Origin of the sequence: Corynebacterium sp. c25Ua_47 (assembly GCF_039907205.1) — a bacterium.
Taxonomy (GTDB): Bacteria; Actinomycetota; Actinomycetes; order Mycobacteriales; family Mycobacteriaceae; genus Corynebacterium; species Corynebacterium hiratae.
On record NZ_JASBOH010000004.1, the window covers coordinates 35,804 to 54,510 of the forward strand.

The 18,707-nt window shown below is 63.1% G+C and carries 15 protein-coding genes; 8 read left to right on the top strand and 7 right to left on the bottom strand.

The genetic code is table 11. The features are described 5' to 3' along the window. Positions 1-197: 197 nt before the first annotated feature. The 3 genes from QKE52_RS05060 to QKE52_RS05070 are packed head-to-tail and all read right to left on the bottom strand — an operon-like array spanning position 198 to position 2,930. Entirely contained in the window at positions 198-938 is a 741-nt protein-coding gene (locus tag QKE52_RS05060; protein ID WP_232770689.1) for an ABC transporter ATP-binding protein, read from the bottom strand. A 58-nt stretch (positions 939-996) separates the two neighbouring features. Continuing rightward, the gene (locus QKE52_RS05065; RefSeq protein WP_232745432.1) at positions 997-2,004 is read right to left on the bottom strand and encodes an iron chelate uptake ABC transporter family permease subunit; all 1,008 of its coding nucleotides are present in this window, start codon (positions 2,002-2,004) and stop codon (positions 997-999) included. Beyond that, entirely contained in the window at positions 2,001-2,930 is a 930-nt protein-coding gene (locus QKE52_RS05070) for an iron ABC transporter permease (protein ID WP_232745446.1), read from the bottom strand. Before QKE52_RS05070 ends, QKE52_RS05065 begins: the two co-directional genes overlap by 4 nt. 161 nt (positions 2,931-3,091) lie before the next feature. On the opposite strand from QKE52_RS05070, the gene QKE52_RS05075 reads away from it, so the two are divergent. The 3 genes from QKE52_RS05075 (at position 3,092) to QKE52_RS05085 (ending at position 9,406) form a co-directional block, all read left to right on the top strand. Next, complete coding sequence (locus QKE52_RS05075; protein ID WP_046647137.1) at positions 3,092-4,201, top strand: iron-siderophore ABC transporter substrate-binding protein; 1,110 nt, start codon at positions 3,092-3,094, stop codon at positions 4,199-4,201. Positions 4,202-4,611: 410 nt separating this feature from the next. Next, positions 4,612-8,058, top strand: a complete 3,447-nt coding sequence (locus QKE52_RS05080; RefSeq protein ID WP_347948307.1) for a bifunctional proline dehydrogenase/L-glutamate gamma-semialdehyde dehydrogenase — start codon at positions 4,612-4,614, stop codon at positions 8,056-8,058. A gap of 34 nt (positions 8,059-8,092) precedes the next feature. After that, the gene (locus tag QKE52_RS05085) at positions 8,093-9,406 is read left to right on the top strand and encodes an AI-2E family transporter (RefSeq protein WP_347948308.1); all 1,314 of its coding nucleotides are present in this window, start codon (positions 8,093-8,095) and stop codon (positions 9,404-9,406) included. 33 nt (positions 9,407-9,439) lie between these two features. On the opposite strand, the gene QKE52_RS05090 is transcribed toward QKE52_RS05085, so the two are convergent. Next, positions 9,440-10,018: a nucleosidase gene (locus tag QKE52_RS05090; RefSeq protein WP_070511004.1), complete on the bottom strand. Its 579-nt coding sequence runs from the start codon at positions 10,016-10,018 to the stop codon at positions 9,440-9,442. A gap of 111 nt (positions 10,019-10,129) precedes the next feature. On the opposite strand from QKE52_RS05090, the gene QKE52_RS05095 reads away from it, so the two are divergent. After that, positions 10,130-10,621 (top strand): LppP/LprE family lipoprotein, encoded by a 492-nt coding sequence (locus QKE52_RS05095; protein ID WP_049155049.1) that lies wholly within the window; start codon positions 10,130-10,132, stop codon positions 10,619-10,621. 58 nt (positions 10,622-10,679) lie between these two features. Continuing rightward, a complete protein-coding gene (locus QKE52_RS05100) occupies positions 10,680-11,312 on the top strand; it encodes an LppP/LprE family lipoprotein (RefSeq protein WP_347948309.1) in 633 nt (210 codons plus the stop codon). A 31-nt stretch (positions 11,313-11,343) separates the two neighbouring features. On the opposite strand, the gene QKE52_RS05105 is transcribed toward QKE52_RS05100, so the two are convergent. From QKE52_RS05105 to QKE52_RS05115, 3 genes are read right to left on the bottom strand one after another with little or no spacing between them, the layout of a single operon-like run. Next, entirely contained in the window at positions 11,344-12,630 is a 1,287-nt protein-coding gene (locus QKE52_RS05105; RefSeq protein WP_347948310.1) for a GTP-binding protein, read from the bottom strand. Further along, a complete protein-coding gene (cysD, locus tag QKE52_RS05110) occupies positions 12,630-13,526 on the bottom strand; it encodes a sulfate adenylyltransferase subunit CysD (RefSeq protein WP_347948311.1) in 897 nt (298 codons plus the stop codon). Before cysD ends, QKE52_RS05105 begins: the two co-directional genes overlap by 1 nt. Next, a complete protein-coding gene (locus QKE52_RS05115) occupies positions 13,526-14,308 on the bottom strand; it encodes a phosphoadenylyl-sulfate reductase (RefSeq protein WP_347948312.1) in 783 nt (260 codons plus the stop codon). The genes cysD and QKE52_RS05115 overlap by 1 nt, the downstream gene beginning before the upstream one ends. 162 nt (positions 14,309-14,470) lie before the next feature. Here QKE52_RS05115 and QKE52_RS05120 point away from each other — a divergent pair, with 162 nt between their 5' ends. The 3 genes from QKE52_RS05120 to QKE52_RS05130 all read left to right on the top strand — a co-directional run bounded on the left by QKE52_RS05120 (position 14,471) and on the right by QKE52_RS05130 (position 18,707). Continuing rightward, entirely contained in the window at positions 14,471-14,887 is a 417-nt protein-coding gene (locus QKE52_RS05120; protein WP_347948313.1) for a methylenetetrahydrofolate--tRNA-(uracil-5-)-methyltransferase, read from the top strand. A 163-nt stretch (positions 14,888-15,050) separates the two neighbouring features. Then, positions 15,051-16,769: an ABC transporter ATP-binding protein gene (locus QKE52_RS05125; RefSeq protein WP_347948314.1), complete on the top strand. Its 1,719-nt coding sequence runs from the start codon at positions 15,051-15,053 to the stop codon at positions 16,767-16,769. Further along, positions 16,770-18,707, top strand: coding sequence for an ABC transporter ATP-binding protein (locus tag QKE52_RS05130; protein WP_347948315.1), 1,938 nt, complete (start codon positions 16,770-16,772; stop codon positions 18,705-18,707).

The following is an 18,707-nucleotide window of genomic DNA, read 5'->3' on the forward strand; positions in this document are numbered from 1 at the left end:
TAAGTTGATAGTGCGCGACTCAACTTCCGCCGCGTTCAGGGTTGAACTCTAACAGAAGCGGCACCCATTGTCATCCAAACCTGAGCGCCGGTCACTCAACCTACACAACGCGGGCAAACCCAAAGTTGTTCCCGATCCACTCAACTTTTTTAATTACCGCCCACACGCTGGGAAAACAAAACCGGTTTGGCGGAAACTCACCCCACAGGGACGATTGCTGGCTCACCGTCCACATCTACAACGCGGACTGTCAGCCCATAGAGTTCCTCAATAAGGGCAGGGGTAATGACGTCGCGCGGCACGCCCGCGTCCCACACCTTTCCATCTTTCATCGCCACGACGCGATCCGCATAGCGCAATACATGCGCCAAGTCATGAATGACCGCAATGAGGGTTTTGTTTCCTGCCAGCTGTCGCATCAGCCGCATGAAGGAATGCTGGTATCCGATGTCAAGAGCGCTCGTTGGCTCATCCAAGAAGAGCACAGGCGTTTCCTGGGCGAGGGCCATAGCCAGCCAAGCACGCTGACGCTGACCACCAGACAACGCCGCTACCTCGGCCGTCTCCAGTTCTTCAAGGCCTACCTTTGCTAGCGCGCGACTAACAGCACGCTCGTCCTCCTGACTCCTCCACCCCATAAATCCTTGGTGGGCGAAGCGCCCGCGCGCGACCAGTTCCCTGACATTGATCCCTTCGGGAGCTATGGATTGCTGCGACATCACGGCGACGCGCCGAGCGTAGCTTCGCCGAGAGAATGCGGCTGCATCTTGTTCGCCAATGCGCACCGCGCCCGCGTTCGGTGTTTCCAACCGCGCCAACACCTTGACCAAAGTGGATTTTCCACAACCATTGGGACCGATAATGGCAGTGAATTTCCCGGCCGGAAAAGACACATCCACCGAGTCGAGAATTAGCGGGGCAGTCCTCCCGTAGGACATGCTCACCCCCTCAGCCCGCACGCTCGGCGCACCGTCACATACTTTTTGCTGGTTCACTTTACTGACCTTTCATTCCGGCAGCTCGGGATTGCCACAGCAGCAGACCCGCCAGATAGATGCCACCGGCGCACACCGTAATAAGACCGGCAGGCAGAGTAATTGGGAAAAACAGTCGCTGCCCTGCTAAGTCGGCAGCGAGCAAGAAAAGAGCACCGAGGACTCCAGAGAGCAACACCGGTGTCCTGTCTGGACGCGAGAGCAACCGAGCCATATGCGGGGCCGCGAGGGCGATAAATGAGATTGGACCCGCTATCGCCGTCGATACAGCGACAAGAACTGTGCCAACCAGAACCATCACCACACGTGCACGACTCACGTTCAACCCCAACGCACTCGCCGCGCTATCCCCCAGGGCAAGCGCGTCGCACCAGCCACGCAGCAGCAACCCAGCGACGCACGCCGCGCCTCCCAGCACCCCCAATGGAATAACTCGTGCCCAGGACACAGCATTCAATGTTCCAGCAGCCCAAGTCGCCGCGCCTAAGGATTGCTCCAACTCACCGCTAAGAATCAACCACTTGTTTATTGCTGAAAGAAAGAACGTCACTCCAATCCCCACCACAATCAGTCTTGCTCCCGTAAGCCTTCCTGCAAATGAAAGCCCCATGATGAGTAACGCAGTGAGAGCCCCACCCACCAATGCGCCTAGCGCAATGTTGAACGCGGAGCTAAAGCCCGCCAAGGAAACCGCGATGACACCGGTATAGGCACCGGTATTAAACCCGATGATGTCGGGCGACCCCAGAGGATTGTGAGTAAGGATCTGAAAGATGGCGCCCGCTATGCCCAAACACATTCCTACGACAATCGCAGCAACCACCCGCGGAGCACGCCATTGCCACACGACGGTGGCCGCAAAGTCAGTGCTATTGGGATTCGTAGCCACGGACCACAACGCTGCGCTTTCTTGCCCGGCACCAGGCGAGAAGAGCGAATAGGCAGCAATAGCCAGCGCGACAATCACAATGCCCGTAAAGGACAAAACACTTCTCACGCTCACAATCACAGCCTCCTTCCAGCGCGATGGGACAGCGCAATCAATACTGGGGCACCAATGAGCGACACCGTGACGCCAGCCGGCAACTCAGCAGCAGTGAGGTAGCGCCCCACAATATCGGCTCCCAACAAAAACAAAGGCCCCACCACGGCAGCGGCGACAAGCTGTGCCCGTTCTTCATATATCCCGCACAGCCTGACAACATGCGGGATGACTAATCCGACAAATACAATCACCCCCGCCGCTGCGGTAGCGGTAGCAGCCAACACTGTTACCGCCGCGACAAGTCCCAAACGAGTCAGTTTGAGGTTGATACCGAGACCCGCCGCAACGTCATCCCCCAGAGCAAGGGGCGGCAAATGGCGCGCAAAGGCAATCAGCAGCACCACACCAACTGCTAACCCGCCGGCTGTAATCGCCACCGGTGTCCACGAGGCCACGTCAACAGAGCCCGTCACCCACGCGCGGATACGTGCAAAAGAGTGCGGATCTACCAGGATGAGAGCGGAGGAAAGCCCTTCACATACCGCCCCGATGGCTACACCTGCAAGAATCAGTCTCAGCGGATCAACATCGCCAGCTCTGCCACGCCCTACCGCGGTGACCAGCAGCATGGTCACTGCCGCACCGATGATGGCTGCGAGCGAAAAAGCAAAAGGTGATTGCCACCCCCACCAGCCCAGAGCAATGGCCGCGGCCAAGCTGGCGCCTACGTTAATCCCGAAAACTCCGGTATCTGCCAAAGGGTTGCGCGTCATAATCTGCAGAACTGCACCAGCGAGAGCCAAAGCACAGCCCGCACAAACGGCCACGAGAGTACGGGGAAGCCGCCTCTCCCACACGATCGAGGAAGCTATACCAGGCTGACCTCGAAGGGCGGCCAACACGTCACTGAAAGGAATGCTGCGCGCCCCCAACGCCAGCGACAGCCCCACGCCGATACAGAGAATGGCAAGGCCAGCAACTACTACCCGACCAAGACGCCGAGTATTTCCCTTTCCGGTGTGCACCCCCTGCTCAATCACCAACACCACCCAAACACCTTCATACGCTCACGTTTCCTTAGCTTGACCTAATTTAGGTTAGGCTACCTTTTATGACTACTCGAAAGAAAATCGCGTCTCACATCCCACTCCTCCGCCTTACCGCTGTTGGCCTTACCGCAGCGCTAGCTCTCACCGGTTGCGCCAGCCTCGAAAACGCCGATTCAAACACCGGCGGGTCCAGCTCATCCTCTCCAGCAGAGAAGGAAACAGGAAAATCCAACTCCGCCGCAGGAAATGACTCCGTGGCAACTGGTGGCGAGGGCTTTGCTGGAGCCAGAGAGAAGACCCAATCCTTTGGCAGCGATGCAGCTCCCGGCCAGTTCCCCCGCACCGTCACACATGCCCGTGGTACGACCGAGCTCAAAGAGAAGCCTCAACGAGTAGTCGTTCTCGAAAGCGGCGAGCTCGACTCCGTCCTTGCCCTTGGCATGAAGCCAGTCGGCATGACCACGTCTAAGGGTCAGAACCCCGTCCCCGATTACATGGCCGACAAAGCAAGTGACATCGAAACGGTAGGCACGATCAACGAAGTCAATATGGAAAAGATCGCCTCACTACAACCGGACCTCATCATCGGCTCGCAGCTGCGCATGGATAAGTATTATGACCAATTCAGCTCCATCGCGCCTACCGTTTTCTCGATTCGCCCTGGGTACACTTGGAAAGAAAACTTCCACCTGATCGGTGAAGCCCTCGGCGAGGAAGAGCGCACCGAACAAGTCATGGCCGACTACGACAAGAAGATCGAAGAAGTAAAGAAGGTCATTAAGGACGGGCCAGCTAGCGAAGACACCACCGTCACCATTCTGCGCTTCATGCCGGGCAAAGTACGCCTCTACGGGCGCCTTTCACTCATTGGAACGGTGCTTGATGACGCCGGCCTCGCCCGCCCCGCCAACCAGGACATCGAAGAGCTCGCTGCAGAAATCTCACCGGAGAACATTGACCAAGCGGACGCCGACTACATCTTCTACTGCAGCTACGGAGATCCCTCCGCCACCGGCCAAGACACCGCCATTTCCACTGCGGCGTTCCAGCAGCTTCCAGCGGTTAAAGACGGCCATGCTATCGAGGTCAGCGACGATACGTGGGCACTCGGCCTAGGTCCAATGGGCGCACAGAAGATCGCGACAGATCTCACGGAGTATCTCAGTCACTAACACGGGGGTAGCAACCTCCCCTCAAAACAACACCTGTGGGATTGACTCACCCCAACATAAGGGGCTAGCTTTCATATAAGCGAGATGGGTTACATGTCTGCACCCACTGTGTGGCGGACCATGTTAAAGGCGCCTATTTTTCGCTGGCCCGGCCAAGCCACCGCTTGGCCGTTTCCCCACGCAAGAAGGGTGGTCACATATGAATGCTTACTTCATTAGACAGCGTCGTTCTTCCGACCGGCCTCCAGTTGTGCACGCCAACGTTAAGTAAGCCCTCTTATCACACAAACTGGACAGGCTAATCAGCGCCGCACAGAGCTTGAGCAACTGCTGGACTCGATAGTTTGTGTTCTTTCCGCATTCCATAAGGCTGTACCAGTGTGCCTTGAGACCCATAAAGGTTGTAATCCATGACTAACGATGCTCATACCCCCGTGCCCGAATCCACCGACATCGACGCCGCGCTGATCGACGCCGCCGCGGCCCAAGCCCACTCCTGGCTCGCCTCCACTGCCGACGAACAGGATCCGGCCACAGAACAGCTCGCTGACTTATTGCGCAACCCGGACGGAGTGGCCTTCACCATGGACTTCGTCGACCGCGTCATGCGCCCCGAAGATGACAAGGTAGCCGCCCACGCACTGAAGTCCGTCACCACCACCTACGATGCTTCCTTCCTCGGCCTCATCAACGGATCGCTGGTGGGCCTGGGTGGCTTCTTCGGCCCGATCCTGCCCAACCTGGTCATGCCGCTGGCCCGCATGCGCATGCGCCAGATGGTCGGCCACCTGGTCCTCGACGCTGAGAGCGATGCCCTGAACAAGACCCTGGACAAGGCCGCCGAGTCCGGCGAGCAACTCAACCTCAACCTCCTCGGCGAGGCCGTGCTGGGTGATGCGGAAGCGCGCTCCCGCGCTGAGCGCACCCTCAAGCTCATCAAGAACCCGCGCGTGACCTACGTGTCCGTCAAGGCTTCCTCCATGGTGGCCCAGCTCAACCCCTGGGATATCGAGGGTTCCTTGGTCCGCCTCAAGGAGCGCCTGCGCCCGCTGTACGAGGCCGCCGCGCGCCGCCCGGACAAGGTCTTCATCAACCTGGATATGGAGGAATACCACGACCTCCACCTCACCGTGCGCCTGTTCACCGAGCTGCTCAGCGAGCCGGAGTTCATCAACCTCGAGGCCGGCATCGTGCTGCAGGCCTACCTGCCGGATACCTTCGACGCTCTGACGCACCTCGCCGAGTTCGCTAAGCAGCGCGTGGCCGAGGGCGGCTCCCACATCAAGATTCGCATCGTCAAGGGCGCAAACCTTTCCATGGAGCACGTCCAGGGCGAGATCCACGGCTGGCCGGCAGCGCCCTATGCCACCAAGGATGAGGTGGACGCCAACTACTACCGCCTGCTCGACTACATCCTGCGCCCCGAGTTCGCCGATTGCGTGCGCATCGGCGTGGCCACCCACAACCTCTACACCGCGGCGTTTGCCTACAAGCTGGGCACCAAGCGCGGCGTGATGCGCATGATGGATTCCGAGATGCTCCAGGGCATGTCCCCGGCTCAGCAGACCGCGGTCCGCGAGGCCTTCGAGGGCCGCCAGATCCTCTACACCCCGGTCGTGCACATGGAGGACTTCGACGTCGCTGTCTCCTACCTGGTGCGCCGCTTGGAGGAGAACTCCGCTCCGCAGAACTTCCTCTACGCCCTCTTCGCCCCGGAGGAGCAGGCACTGAAGGACCAGGAGGAGGTCTTCCGCGAGGCCGTCGCGCAGCGCTGGGATACCTTCGCCGGCCCGCGCCGCACCCAGAACCGCCTGGAGGAGGCCGAGCAGGCAGCCGGCCGCCAGGCACCGCGCACCGGGCGCTTCGCCAACGAGCCGGACACCGACCCAGCCCTGGAGGCTAACCGCGAGTGGGCGCTTAAGGCCCTGGCCAACGACCCGGGCGAGCACGGGGTGGACGAGGTGACGGATACGGGGGTCGTCGACAAGCACGTGGCCCGCGCCGCCGAGCTCGGCGCCGAGTGGGGTGCCCGTCCTGCCGAGGACCGCGCCCGCGCGCTCGAGGCCGTGGCCGATGTGCTGGCCAACCGCCGCGGCGAGTTCATCTCCGTGGCCGCCTACGAGGCCAATAAGACGGTGACCCAGACCGACCCGGAAATCTCCGAGGCCATCGACTTCTGCACCTACTACGCGCAGTCCGCGCGCCTGCTGGAGAACTACGCCGCCGAGTTCACGCCCTACCGCGTGACCGTGGTGACCCCGCCGTGGAACTTCCCGGTGGCCATCCCCACCGGCGGCATCGCGGCCGCTCTGGCCGCGGGTTCCGCCGTCATCATCAAGCCTGCGCCGCAGGTCGTGCACTGTGCGAAGCTTGTCGTGGACGCCTTCCGCGCCGGCCTCGAGGCACAGGGCCTCGACCCGGATCTGGTCCAGCTCGTCTTCACCGACGAGGGCGACGCCGGCCGCGCTCTGGTCTCCCACGCCGACGTCGACGCCGTCATCCTCACGGGCGCTTCCGATACCGGCAAGCTCTTCCGCTCCTGGAAGCCGGAGCTCAACATCATGGCGGAGACCTCCGGCAAGAACGCGCTCATCATCACTCCGTCCGCGGACCCGGACCTGGCCATTCAGGACCTCTACCTCTCTGCCTTCGGCCACTCTGGTCAGAAGTGCTCGGCCTCCTCCCTGGTTATCTTTGTCGGCGCGGCCGGCGAGTCGCAACGCCTGCGCTCCCAGCTTGTCGACGCCGTCAAGACCCTCATCCCCGGCCCCGGCTACGACATCACGACGACGATGAATGGCCTGGCCGAAGCCCCGGGTGAGAAGCTGCTGCGCGGCCTGACCCAGCTGGAGCCGGGTGAAAAGTGGCTGGTGAAGCCGAAGAAGCTCAACGAGGAAGGCACCCTGTGGTCGCCGGGTATTCGCGATAACGTGCGCCCGGGTTCCTGGTTCCACGTCAACGAGTGCTTCGGCCCGGTGCTTGGCATCATGCACGCGGAGACCCTGGAGGAGGCCATCGAGTGGCAGAACTCCACCGGCTATGGCCTCACCGGCGGCATCCACACGCTGGATAACGATGAGATCGATTACTGGCTCGAGCGCGTCGAGGTGGGCAACGCCTACGTCAACCGCGGTATTACCGGCGCGATTGTGCAACGCCAGTCCTTCGGCGGCTGGAAGCAGTCCGTCATGGGCCCGGGTGCCAAGGCCGGCGGCCCGAACTATGTCGCACAGTTCGGCACCTGGTCCGAGGGCCCGCTGCGCCCCTTCGACGTGGATATTTCGCAGCCGGTGGCGGCCCAGCTGCGTGCCTTCGGTGACCTCGATCTCTCGGAAGAGGACACCGCCTGGCTGTGGCGCGCGGCGGAGCTCGACGAGCTGGCTTGGCAACAGGAGTTCGGCCGCAAGCACGACCGCGCCGGCTTGGTGTGCGAGGCCAACGTCTTCCGCTACCGCCCGGTGCTCACCCCGCTGCAGGTGCGCATTGCCTCGGACGGCGCGCTTCGCGACGTCTCCCGCCTCGCCCTCGCCGCCACCCGCACCGGCTCACCGGTGCGCTTCAGCGCCGCCCCGGAGAAGGCCGCGGAGCTGCGTGGACTGGGCTTTAAGGTCGACAGCGTGTCGGCGGATGCCTTCGCCCGCGAGGTCGCTCGCCTGGAATCGGGCCGCGTGCGCGTCGTTGGCTCCGTGGAGCCGGGCCTCTTTGAGGCGGCGGTGGAATCCAACTCCGTGGTCTTGGACCAGCCGGTGTTGGCCGATGGCCGCCGCGAGCTTCTGCCCTTCCTCCTCGAGCAGGCGGTCTCGGTGACGATGCACCGCTTCGGCATCATCCGCCAGGTAAGCAGCATCCGCGCATAGCTCGTTTCTGCGCTCATATGAGAAGATGGAGCGCATGACAAACAACAATGGTGACGGTGCCCGCCCGGGCACCGACCCCCAGCCCTCCACGGCCTCTGACGCGGCGGCGTCCACTGCGGCTTTTGAAGCCGCAGAACAGTCCGCTGCTGCGAAGCCCATCAACGAAGAAGCCGCCCTCCCGGTGTCGAAGACCGATGACAAGTCCCGCGTCCTCGGGCGCGACGCCATCTCCCTGGCCAAGGTGTGCTTGATCTTCATCATCGTGGTGGCAGGTGTCGGCTTGGCCGGCTACCTGCTGAAGTTCATCTGGGTGGGCCTACTGCCGGTCATCCTGGCCATTTTGGTGTGCACGGTGCTCTTCCCCGTGACCAACTGGTTGCGTGCGCATAAGTTCCCCCGTGCGCTGGCCGCTATCACCACGCTGCTGGGCTTTTTGGCCATCATTGGCGGCGTGTTCGCGGCGATGGCCCCGGTGGTCTCCTCTCAGGGTGCGTCCCTGGTCAGCCAAGCTGAGAGCGGCTTGAACAAGCTCGTCGATATGGCCAAGGACCTGCCCTTTGAGATTGATGCGGCGAAGGTGCAGGAAGTGCTCGATGACGCCATGACCTTCATCAAGGGCCAAGCTTCCAACATTGCCACCGGGGTGATTTCCGGCGTATCGATGGCCAGCTCCATCGCCATGGCGCTCGCCATCATGCTCTTCGTAGCCTTCTTCATCCTCAAGGACGGCGACAAGTTCCTGCCATGGCTGCGCACCTACTCCGGCTACTCCGCGGGCTGGCACGCCACTGAGCTGCTGACTCGCGTGTGGAATACATTGTCTGGCTTCATTCAGGCACAAGCAGCCGTCGCGGCTGTCGACGGCCTCCTCATCGGCCTCGGCCTCTGGGTCCTCCAGGTTCCGCTGGCTCTCGTCATCGGCGTGGTGACCTTCTTCGCCAGCTTCATCCCAGTCATCGGTGCGGTCACTGCGGGTGCTTTGGCCGTCATCATCGCGCTGGTTTCAGATGGCCTCACCAAGGCCCTCTTGGCACTTGCCCTCATCATCATTGTCCAGCAGGTGGAGGGCAACGTGCTCCAGCCGATGCTGCAGTCCAAGGCCATGGGACTGCACGCAGCAATGGTGCTGCTCTCCGTGACCGTGGGTTCCGCCCTGGCGGGCATCATCGGCGCTTTCCTGGCCGTCCCGGTGGCGGCCACCATTGCCGTGGTTTTCCGCTACCACCAGGAAATGGCCAGCCTGCGCGCCGGCGAAATCGAAGCCAAGAACATCAAGATTTCTACGTCAGAGGGCCACGACACCGTCATGGAGCTCTACGAGAAGCTGGAAGCCAGCAGCGCCCGCTAGCCCCCGGGGCCTTGCAACTGTCGTATGTAGGGCCTAGTCCGCGGTTACCGTGCCAAAAGCGACGGCCAGCTCCTCCGCGGCGCGATCGAGCACCGAAGCCCACGAGCCGTAGGATTCCTCATTCGCGGTATCCGATACCTGCTTGAGCAACGTGCACGGCACACCGAACTTTCGGCACACCGCGGCGATGGCGTAGCCCTCCATGTCGCACAGCGCGGAATCTTGGGCAAGGCGCGTGCGGGTAGGGGTGTCCGAGATGAAGGAATCGCCCGTCGCCAGAGTCTCAGTGGGCAGCTTTCCGGAGGTCTCTAATTCAATGACCTCGGGGAGGAGATAACGAGAGACGTCGCTGAGCACCTCCAAGTGGAAGTCGTGCTTGCGAACGTGCGAGATCTCGAAGACGCCAGCGAGATCGTCGCGAAGCGCGCCCGCGGTACCGATATTGATGACGCGCTCCGGCAGCTGCTGCGCTGAGGCCAAAACCGCCGTCAGCTCGATGGCGGCGGGCACCGTACCAATACCCGTGATGAGCAGCGGCGCTCCCTGAGGCACATGCGCGGCTTCAGCGTCCACGGCGGCGACGAACAAGGTACGACCAGAAAGATTCTCCATGCCTGCGAGACTACCCGGTGGCCCGAGGAATGCTCTCCACATCTCTGTTCTGAGCGTTGCGGCCACTTGTAGGGTCTGGAACCACACCGAGACCTCAGAAAGGAGAACACCATGTTCACCCCACGAGTATTCGCCGCAACCGCACTGCTGTGCTTCCCCCTTATCGCCTGCAGCAGCCCCGAAGAAGCCCAAGCCAGCCCCGTAGTCTGCGAGGCAGGAAACGCACACGCGGCTTTCAACGACAACATCGCCCAAGTCCCGCAGTGGAATGGCCACAACTGGGCTCTGGTTGATTCCTCCCACTTCGATCCATGCGCGGAGCTGAGCTGGCAGACCATTTCCATCGAAGGTGCAACGGCCTCCTCGCCGCACCACATCATGCTCTTCCACTACGGCGAGTACATCGGCACCGCCACCGCCGAGCCCTATGGCTTCTTCCCCAGCGTGGAGCGGGTCAATGGCAACGAGATTTCCGTAACCTATCACTGGCTACAAGAGGGCGATGCCAATGCCGCGCCGACGGGAGAGACACACGCCGGCTTCCGATGGGACGAGGCCCAGCACAAAGTCATCATGAGCGGCGATGTTCCGCCGGTGAGCTAGATAAGATAGAGCTAGTCGTGCGCCTTAGACGAGGCGCACACACTAGGAAAGGAACATCATGCTCAGGTCCGCCTTCATCGGCGCTGCCCTTATTTGCCTCCCGCTGGCCGCCTGTTCCCAGGACAACGCGGCGCAGGATTCTGCGGACTCGCCGATGTTCAATTCCGTGCAGAGCAGCGCAACGGATAGCACTCCGGATAACGCAGAGGGCGCCGAGGGCCCCGCTGCATCGTCGCCGGCCGCAGGTGCCTCGCCGACATTGCCTGCCGAGTCCCCTACAGACGATGCGGAATCCTGCCAGGATATCGACGCCCACGCGGCCTATGAATCAGGCATTGGCACGATTCCGCCGTGGAATGACAACAACTGGACGCTGGTGGATTTCTCGCAGTTCGATCCCTGCGCGGAGCTGAGCTGGCAGACCATCAGCATCGAGCGCGGAACGTCCTCCTCGCCGTACCACATCATGCTCTTCCACAAGGGCGAGTACTTGGGCACCGCCACCGCTGAGCCCTATGGCTTCTTCCCCACCGTCGAGCAGGTCAGCAGCAACGAAATCGCCGTGACCTACCACTGGCCGCGCGAGGGCGAATCCAATGCGGGGCACACCGGTGAGACGCATGCCGGCTTCCGCTGGGACGACGGCCAGCAGAAGGTCATCATGTCTGGCGACGTCCCGCCGGGAAGCTAAGTGCGGCGGTTCGGCCGCCGCAACGCAACCGTTAGCGCAGCCGCTGGCCCACAAAGCCTGCGGCCAGCGTGTTGCCGCTCGACTGATCGATGAGCAGGAAATTGCCCACCGCGCCGCGGGCGGCGTAGTCCTCCACGGGAAGCTCCGCTTGTGTTTGGACGGTGATGTAGGCGATGTCATTGAGCGCCGCGGACTCCGGAGCCTCAACATCCGCCACGCCGTCTAGGTCGAGGATGCGGTCCACCGATGCCACGCGCGCCTTGACCAGCGCGGTGCCATAGCGCAGCTTCACCATCTGGCCCGCGCGCAGCTCCTTGTCCGTGAGGACCACCGCGGTGGCGCCGAATTCGCGTACCTCCTCCGGGCGCTGCGAACCGGCGATGAGGTCACCGCGGGCCAAGTCGATGTCGTCGGCCAGCCGCAGCACCACGGAGTCGCCGGCGCGCGCCGCCTCATCGGATCCAAGCGGGCCATCGGTGGTATCAATCGCGGTGACGGTCGAGGTGCGCCCGCCCGGCAGGGTCACCTCATCCCCCACCGCCACGTGCCCGGCCTTCACGCGGCCGGCATAGCCGCGATAGTCGGAGGCGTGCTCGCGGATGACGTATTGGATGGGGAAACGCAGGTCCAGGTCATCGGCGCGGCCGGTGGCCACGGGGACGGTCTCGAGCGTTTCGAGGACCGTCGGGCCCTCATACCAGTCCATGTTGGTGGAGCGTTCCACCACGTTATCGCCCTTGAGCGCAGAAATCGGGATGACCACCGAATCCGTAATGCCCAGGCGCGCGGCGACCTCGTTGAACTCCGCCTCAATCGCGCGGAAGGTGGCCTCGTCGTAGTCCACCAGGTCGATCTTGTTCACACCCAGAATCACGTGGCGCACGCCCAAGAGCGCGGCAACGTTGAGGTGGCGGCGGGTTTGCTCGACGACGCCATTGCGGGCGTCGACAAGCAGCACCACCACCTGGGAGGTGGACATGCCGGTGACCGTATTGCGCGTGTACTGCACGTGTCCCGGGGTATCGGCGAGGATGAAAGTGCGCTTATCGGTGGCGAAGTAGCGGTAGGCCACGTCGATGGTGATTCCCTGCTCGCGCTCGGCACGGAGGCCGTCGACAAGCAGCGAGAGATCCATGCCGTCAAAACCGCGGTCGGCGGAGGAACGCTCCATGGACTCCACCTGGTCCGCGAGCACGGACTTGGTGTCATAGAGCAGGCGTCCGACGAAGGTGGACTTGCCGTCATCTACGGAGCCGGCGGTGCACAGGCGCAGGGTATCGCGCTGCTTCAGGGCGCTAACACTGGGCGCGAGAGTCATCAGAAGTAACCTTCCTTCTTGCGGTCCTCCATGGCGGACTCGGAGAGTTTGTCGTCGGCGCGGGTAGCACCGCGCTCGGAGAGGGTAGACACAGAGATTTCGGCAAGGATTTCATCCGTCGTGGAAGCTGTGGAATCCACCGCGCCGGTGCAGGACATGTCACCCACGGTGCGGTAGCGCACGGTACGGGTCTCTACCTGCTCGTCCTCGCGCGGGCCGCCCCATTCACCTGGCGTGAGCCACATACCGTTGCGGTTAAATACCTCGCGCTGGTGCGAGTAGTAGATGGAGGGAAGCTGCAGGTTGCGCGCGCCGATGTACTCCCAAATATCGGACTCCGTCCAGTTGGAGATGGGGAATACGCGGACGTTTTCGCCGGCCATCTTGCCGCCGTTGTAGAGGTCCCACAGCTCCGGGCGCTGACGGCGCGGGTCCCAGCCGCCGAAGGAATCGCGGATGGAGAAGATGCGCTCCTTGGCGCGGGCGCGCTCCTCGTCGCGGCGCGCGCCGCCGAGGACGGCGTCGAAGCCGCGCTCCGCAATGGTCTCCACCAGCGGCACGGACTGCAGCGGGTTGCGGGTGCCATCGGGGCGCTCCTGGAGGTCGCCGCGGTCGATCCAATCCTGGACCAGCGCCACGTGCAGGCGGGCGCCGGTTTCTTCCACCAGCTCGTCGCGGAATTGGATTACTTCCGGGAAGTTGTGGCCGGTATCGACGTGGATGAGCTCGAACGGAACGGTCGCCGGCGCGAAGGCTCGGCGGGCCAGCTCGAAGACCACGACGGAGTCTTTGCCGCCGGAAAAGAGCAGGCCTACCTTGTCGAATTGTCCGGCGACTTCGCGCAGGATGTGGAGGGATTCGTTCTCTAAGTCTTTAAGGTGTGGTGAAAGAGTCATTATTCGTGCAACCCGCATTCTGTCTTGCCGTCAGCGAAAACGCGCCCGGAGCGCGCATCCTCGCCCTCGCCTACCGGGAAAGTCAGCGGCGCGCAGCCGATGGAGCGGTAGCCCTGCAGGGTGAGGGGGTGGATGATGAGATCGTGTTCCTTGATGTAAGCGTCGGTGTCGTCGAGGTCCCAGGTAATAATCGGGGAAATCTTCAGCCGGCCCGTGCGGTCCAGGCTCAGCGCCGGGGCACTCGCGCGGTGCTCGGAATCAGCACGGCGCAGGCCGGTAACCCACCCGACGTACGGGTCCATGGCCATGTTGAGCGGCTCCACCTTGCGCATGCGGTTATATGCTGCAACGTCGCGCGCATACAGGCGCGGGCCATAAATCTTGTCCTGCTGCTCGGGGCTCAGCAGCGGGCGCACGGTCACCAGCGGCAGATCCGCATAGCGCTTGGCGACGTCCCCCGCTACCTCCAACGTCTCCGGAAAGTGCCAGCCGGTGTCGATAAAGAGCAGGTCGGCGTCTAAGTGGGCGCGGTGCGCGAGCTCGGCCAGCACGGTGTTTTCCATGGACATCGTGACGGCAAGCCGGCCCGGCGCGTGCTCGGCGGCCCAGGCGGTAATTGTTTCGGCGGAGGCGTCGTGGAGCTTATCGGCCCACTCCTCGACAAGTTCCTGGTTGCGCTGGGCCACGGCAGGTTCCAGCGGCGCGGTGTCGCGGGTGCCTTCGGGGCTAATGCTGGGGTCGCGGTAGTCGCCGCGGTCCAGCAGGTTGATCGGTTCGGTCATGACTCCTCACATTAAAGGGAGCTGGGCGTGTGTGCAGCCCCACAGAGGGGTGCGAGGGCTGTGAGCTTGGGTACTAGGAAGAATAAAAATTAGCCAGAATGAACCGAGCGGACTAGATTTACAGACTAGATAGTCTATTTCTAACGAACTGAAGGGGTTCTCATGCAGCGTGTTACCATCGTCGGGGACGGTCCCGCAGCGCTCTCCACCGCCGAACGGCTCATCAGGGCCGGGCTGTGCGTGGACCTCTACTGCGAGCGCCCCGCGCCCTTCGGTTTGCTGCGCCGCTTCGCGGGGCTGTCCGGCGCGGAATCCGCCGCCTCGCCGTGCCCGAAGGGGACAACGCCGCGCCTGCGGCTCATCGGCAACGTGAGCGTGGGCTCTGGCCCGGACGCGGACATCAACCACACGGACCTCAACCAGCTCTCCGCCTCCGGCGACCGCCACCTAGTTTTGCTGGAGCTCATGGCCCGCGGCGTGGCCATCACCACGTGGGAGGGACTGTGCCAACCCACCGACGACGTCGAGGATTGGGCCGCCGTCACAGCACAAGCGCAGCGCGCGCCGGTCTGCTTCTAGCGCGCGGGCGCGCGAGCGCGCGAGCTAGTCGCTCGCGCAGCCATAAGGGAAGCCTGCTGCCCATACCCACGCTAGACGCGCTCGCGTCTAGCGGGATAGACTTGCGCGGTCAATGCTCTCCAGCGGCCCGGCGCGGCCGCCAACACGCACGAAACGCTGGCACATGGAACTCGTTCGCATCCTTCTATCCCGCTCCAAGCCGTACACCGGCTACGTCATCGCGGTGCTGCTCCTCCAGGCGCTATCCACCGCGGCAACGCTCTACCTGCCTTCGCTCAACGCGAAGATCATCGACAGGGGCGTGGCCCAAGTAGACATCGACTACATCTGGCGCACCGGCGGCATCATGCTCATCGTGGCCTTCGTCCAAGTCCTCACCGCCATCGCCGCCATCTGGTTCGGCTCCCGCACCGCCATGGGTCTGGGCCGCGACCTGCGCTCCGACATCTTCCGCCGCGTCACCCGCTACTCCGCCGAAGATATGAGTAACTTCGGCACCGCCACCCTCATCACCCGCGGCACCAACGACGTCCAGCAGATCCAGATGGTCTACATGATGATGCTCAACTTCATGGTCACCGCACCGATCATGTCCATCGGCGGCGTCATCATGGCCATCCGCGAAGACGCCGGCATGTCCTGGCTCGTCGCGGTCTCCGTCATCGTGCTACTCGCCGCCATCTCCCTCATCATCGTCCGGCTCATGCCGCTCTTCCGCGCCTGGCAAGGCAAGCTCGACGTCATGAACGGCACCCTACGCGAACAAATCGCCGGTATCCGCGTCGTCCGCGCCTTCACCCGCGAGGAGCACGAAGCCGAGCGCTTCCGCACCGCCAACCGCGACCTGACCAACCTCTCCCTGAAGGTCGGCCAGCTGTTCATCCTCATGTTCCCCATCATCACCGTCATCCTCAACGTGGCCACGGGCGCGGTCCTCTGGTTCGGCGGCCACCGCGTGGACGAGGGCCTCGTAGAGGTCGGCTCACTGACCGCCTTCCTGCAATACCTGCTGCAGATCCTCGCCGCGGTCATGATGGGCACCTTCATGGCGATGATCCTCCCGCGTGCGGTCATCTGCGCGCGCCGCATCACCGACGTCCTCGAGCACGAGCCCTCCATCACCGAGCCGGACCAGCCCCGTACCCCGGAGCGCTCCGAAGGCGTCGTCGAGTTCGACAACGTCTCCTTCCAGTACGCCGGCGCCGAAGCGCCCGTGCTTCACGACGTCTCCTTCACCGCCACCCCCGGCACCACCACCGCGCTCATCGGCGCAACCGGTTCCGGCAAGACCACCGCGCTCTCCCTCGTCCCGCGCCTCTACCTCCCGACGAAGGGACGCGTGCTTCTCGACGGCACCGATATCGCCGAGATGAAGCGGGGGGACGTCGTCAAGCGTGTGGGCCTCGTGCCGCAGAAGCCCTACCTGTTTAGCGGCACAGTGGCCTCCAACCTGCGCCTGGGTGCGCCGGAGGCCACCGATGAGGAGCTGTGGAACGCACTGCGCGTGGCGCAAGCTGACTTCGTTGAGGACCTCGACATGCACATCGCGCAGGGCGGCACCAACGTCTCGGGTGGTCAGCGCCAGCGCCTGTCCATCGCGCGCATGCTCGTCGCCCGCCCGTTGGTGTACCTCTTTGATGATTCCTTCTCCGCGCTCGACGTACTGACGGATGCCGCCGTGCGCTCCGGAATGCGCGAGTACACCGCGGAGGCGACGACGATTATCGTGGCGCAGCGCGTGAGCTCGATCGTGGACGCCGACCAGATTCTGGTCATGGACGCTGGGCGCGTCGTGGCCCGCGGCACGCACGAGGAGTTGCTCGAGTCCTCCGAGACGTACCGCGAGATTGTGGAATCCCAGAAGACCTCGGAGGTGGCATAAATGGCTGAGCAGGACAACGCTACGTTGAGTGAAGACACCACAATCGAGGAAAAGACCGGCGAGAACGCCCCGCGCAAGGCCAAGAATTTCTGGCCGTCCGCCAAGCGCCTCTTTGGTCTGCTCGCTCCGTTTAAGGTGCAGCTGTTTGCGATTGCTGCGATGAACATCATCTGCGTGTTCCTCGCCGTGGCCGCGCCGAAGGTGATGGGCAAGGCCACCGACGTCATTTTCTCCGGCGTCATTTCCCGCCAGCTACCCGCTGGGATGAGCAAGGAGCAGGCCATCGCGGCGCTGCGCGCGGGCGGGCAGGATAAGTTCGCCGACATGGCTTCCGCCATGGACTTGAACCCTGGCTTCGGCATCGACTTCTCCACGTTGGGCACGATTATTGGCATCGTGATTGCGATGTACGTGGTGTCCTCGCTCTTCCAGTGGTGGCAAGGCTACTTGCTCAACTCCATGGTCATGAAGATCGTCTTCGACCTCCGCGAGAGCATCGAGGCCAAGCTCAACCGCTTGCCGCTCAATTACTTCGATACGCAGTCGCGCGGCGATCTCCTCTCGCGCACCACCAACGACGCCGATAACATCCAGTCCGCCTTGCAGCAGGCCATCTCGCAGCTGTTTTATAACCTGCTCATGGTCGTGGGCATCACGGTCATGATGTTCACCGTGTCCTGGCAGCTGGCCCTCGTCGCGCTGCTGGCGCTGCCGCTGACCGCAGTGGTGATTGCGGTCATTGGCTCGCGCGCGCAAAAGCAGTTCAAGGCGCAGTGGAAGGCCACCGGTGACCTCAACGGGCAGGTCGAGGAAGCCTTCTCGGGCCACGACCTGGCGACGGTCTTCGGGCGCATCGATTCCATGACGGAGGATTTTGATAAGCGCAACGAGGAGCTGTTCCGCTCCGCCTCGCTGGCTCAGTTCCTGGCGGGCATGATGATGCCGATCATGCAGTTCATCTCCTACCTGTCCTACGTGGTCATCGCGGTGCTGGGTGCGTTGAAGGTGGCCTCCGGCACGCTGACGTTGGGCGGCGCGCAGGCCTTCATCCAGTACTCGCGCGAGTTCAACCAGCCGCTGGGCCAGCTCGGCGGCATGATGCAGCAGGTGCAGTCGGGCGTGGCCTCGGCAGAGCGCGTCTTCGAATTCCTCGACGCCGAGGAAGAGCCCGCCGAGGAGTCCACCTCCCGCTTGGGTGGGCGTGCGAAGGGGCTCGTGGAGTTCGACGACGTCGACTTCTCCTACAGCCCCGACAAGCCGCTCATCCAGGACCTCAACCTGCGCGTGGAGCCCGGCCAGACCGCGGCCATCGTCGGCCCCACGGGTGCTGGCAAGACCACGCTGGTCAACCTCATCATGCGCTTCTACGACATCGATTCGGGCACTATCCGCCTCGATGGCGTCGACACCGCGGAGATCTCGCGCCGCGAACTGCGCTCCCAGGTGGGCATGGTGCTGCAGGACGCCGTGGTCTTTGAGGGCACCATCATGGACAACATCCGCTACGGCCGCCTCGACGCCACCGACGAGGAGGTCATTGCCGCCGCGAAGGCCACCTACGTGGACCGCTTCGTCCACTCCCTCCCCGATGGCTATGACACCAAGATTGACCAGGATGGCGGCGCGATTTCCGCCGGCGAGCGCCAGCTCATCACCATCGCCCGCGCTTTCCTGGCGCAACCGGCGCTGCTCATCCTCGACGAGGCCACCTCATCCGTGGATACCCGCACCGAGGTGCTCGTTCAGCAGGCCATGAATGCGCTGCGCGCGGACCGCACGTCCTTCATCATCGCGCACCGCCTGTCCACGATTCGCGACGCCGACCTCATCATCGTCATGGAAGAAGGCCGCATCGTCGAGCAGGGCACCCACGCCGAGCTTCTCGACGCCCACGGCGCCTACTGGCGCCTCCACCAGTCCCAGTTCCGCGAAGACTAA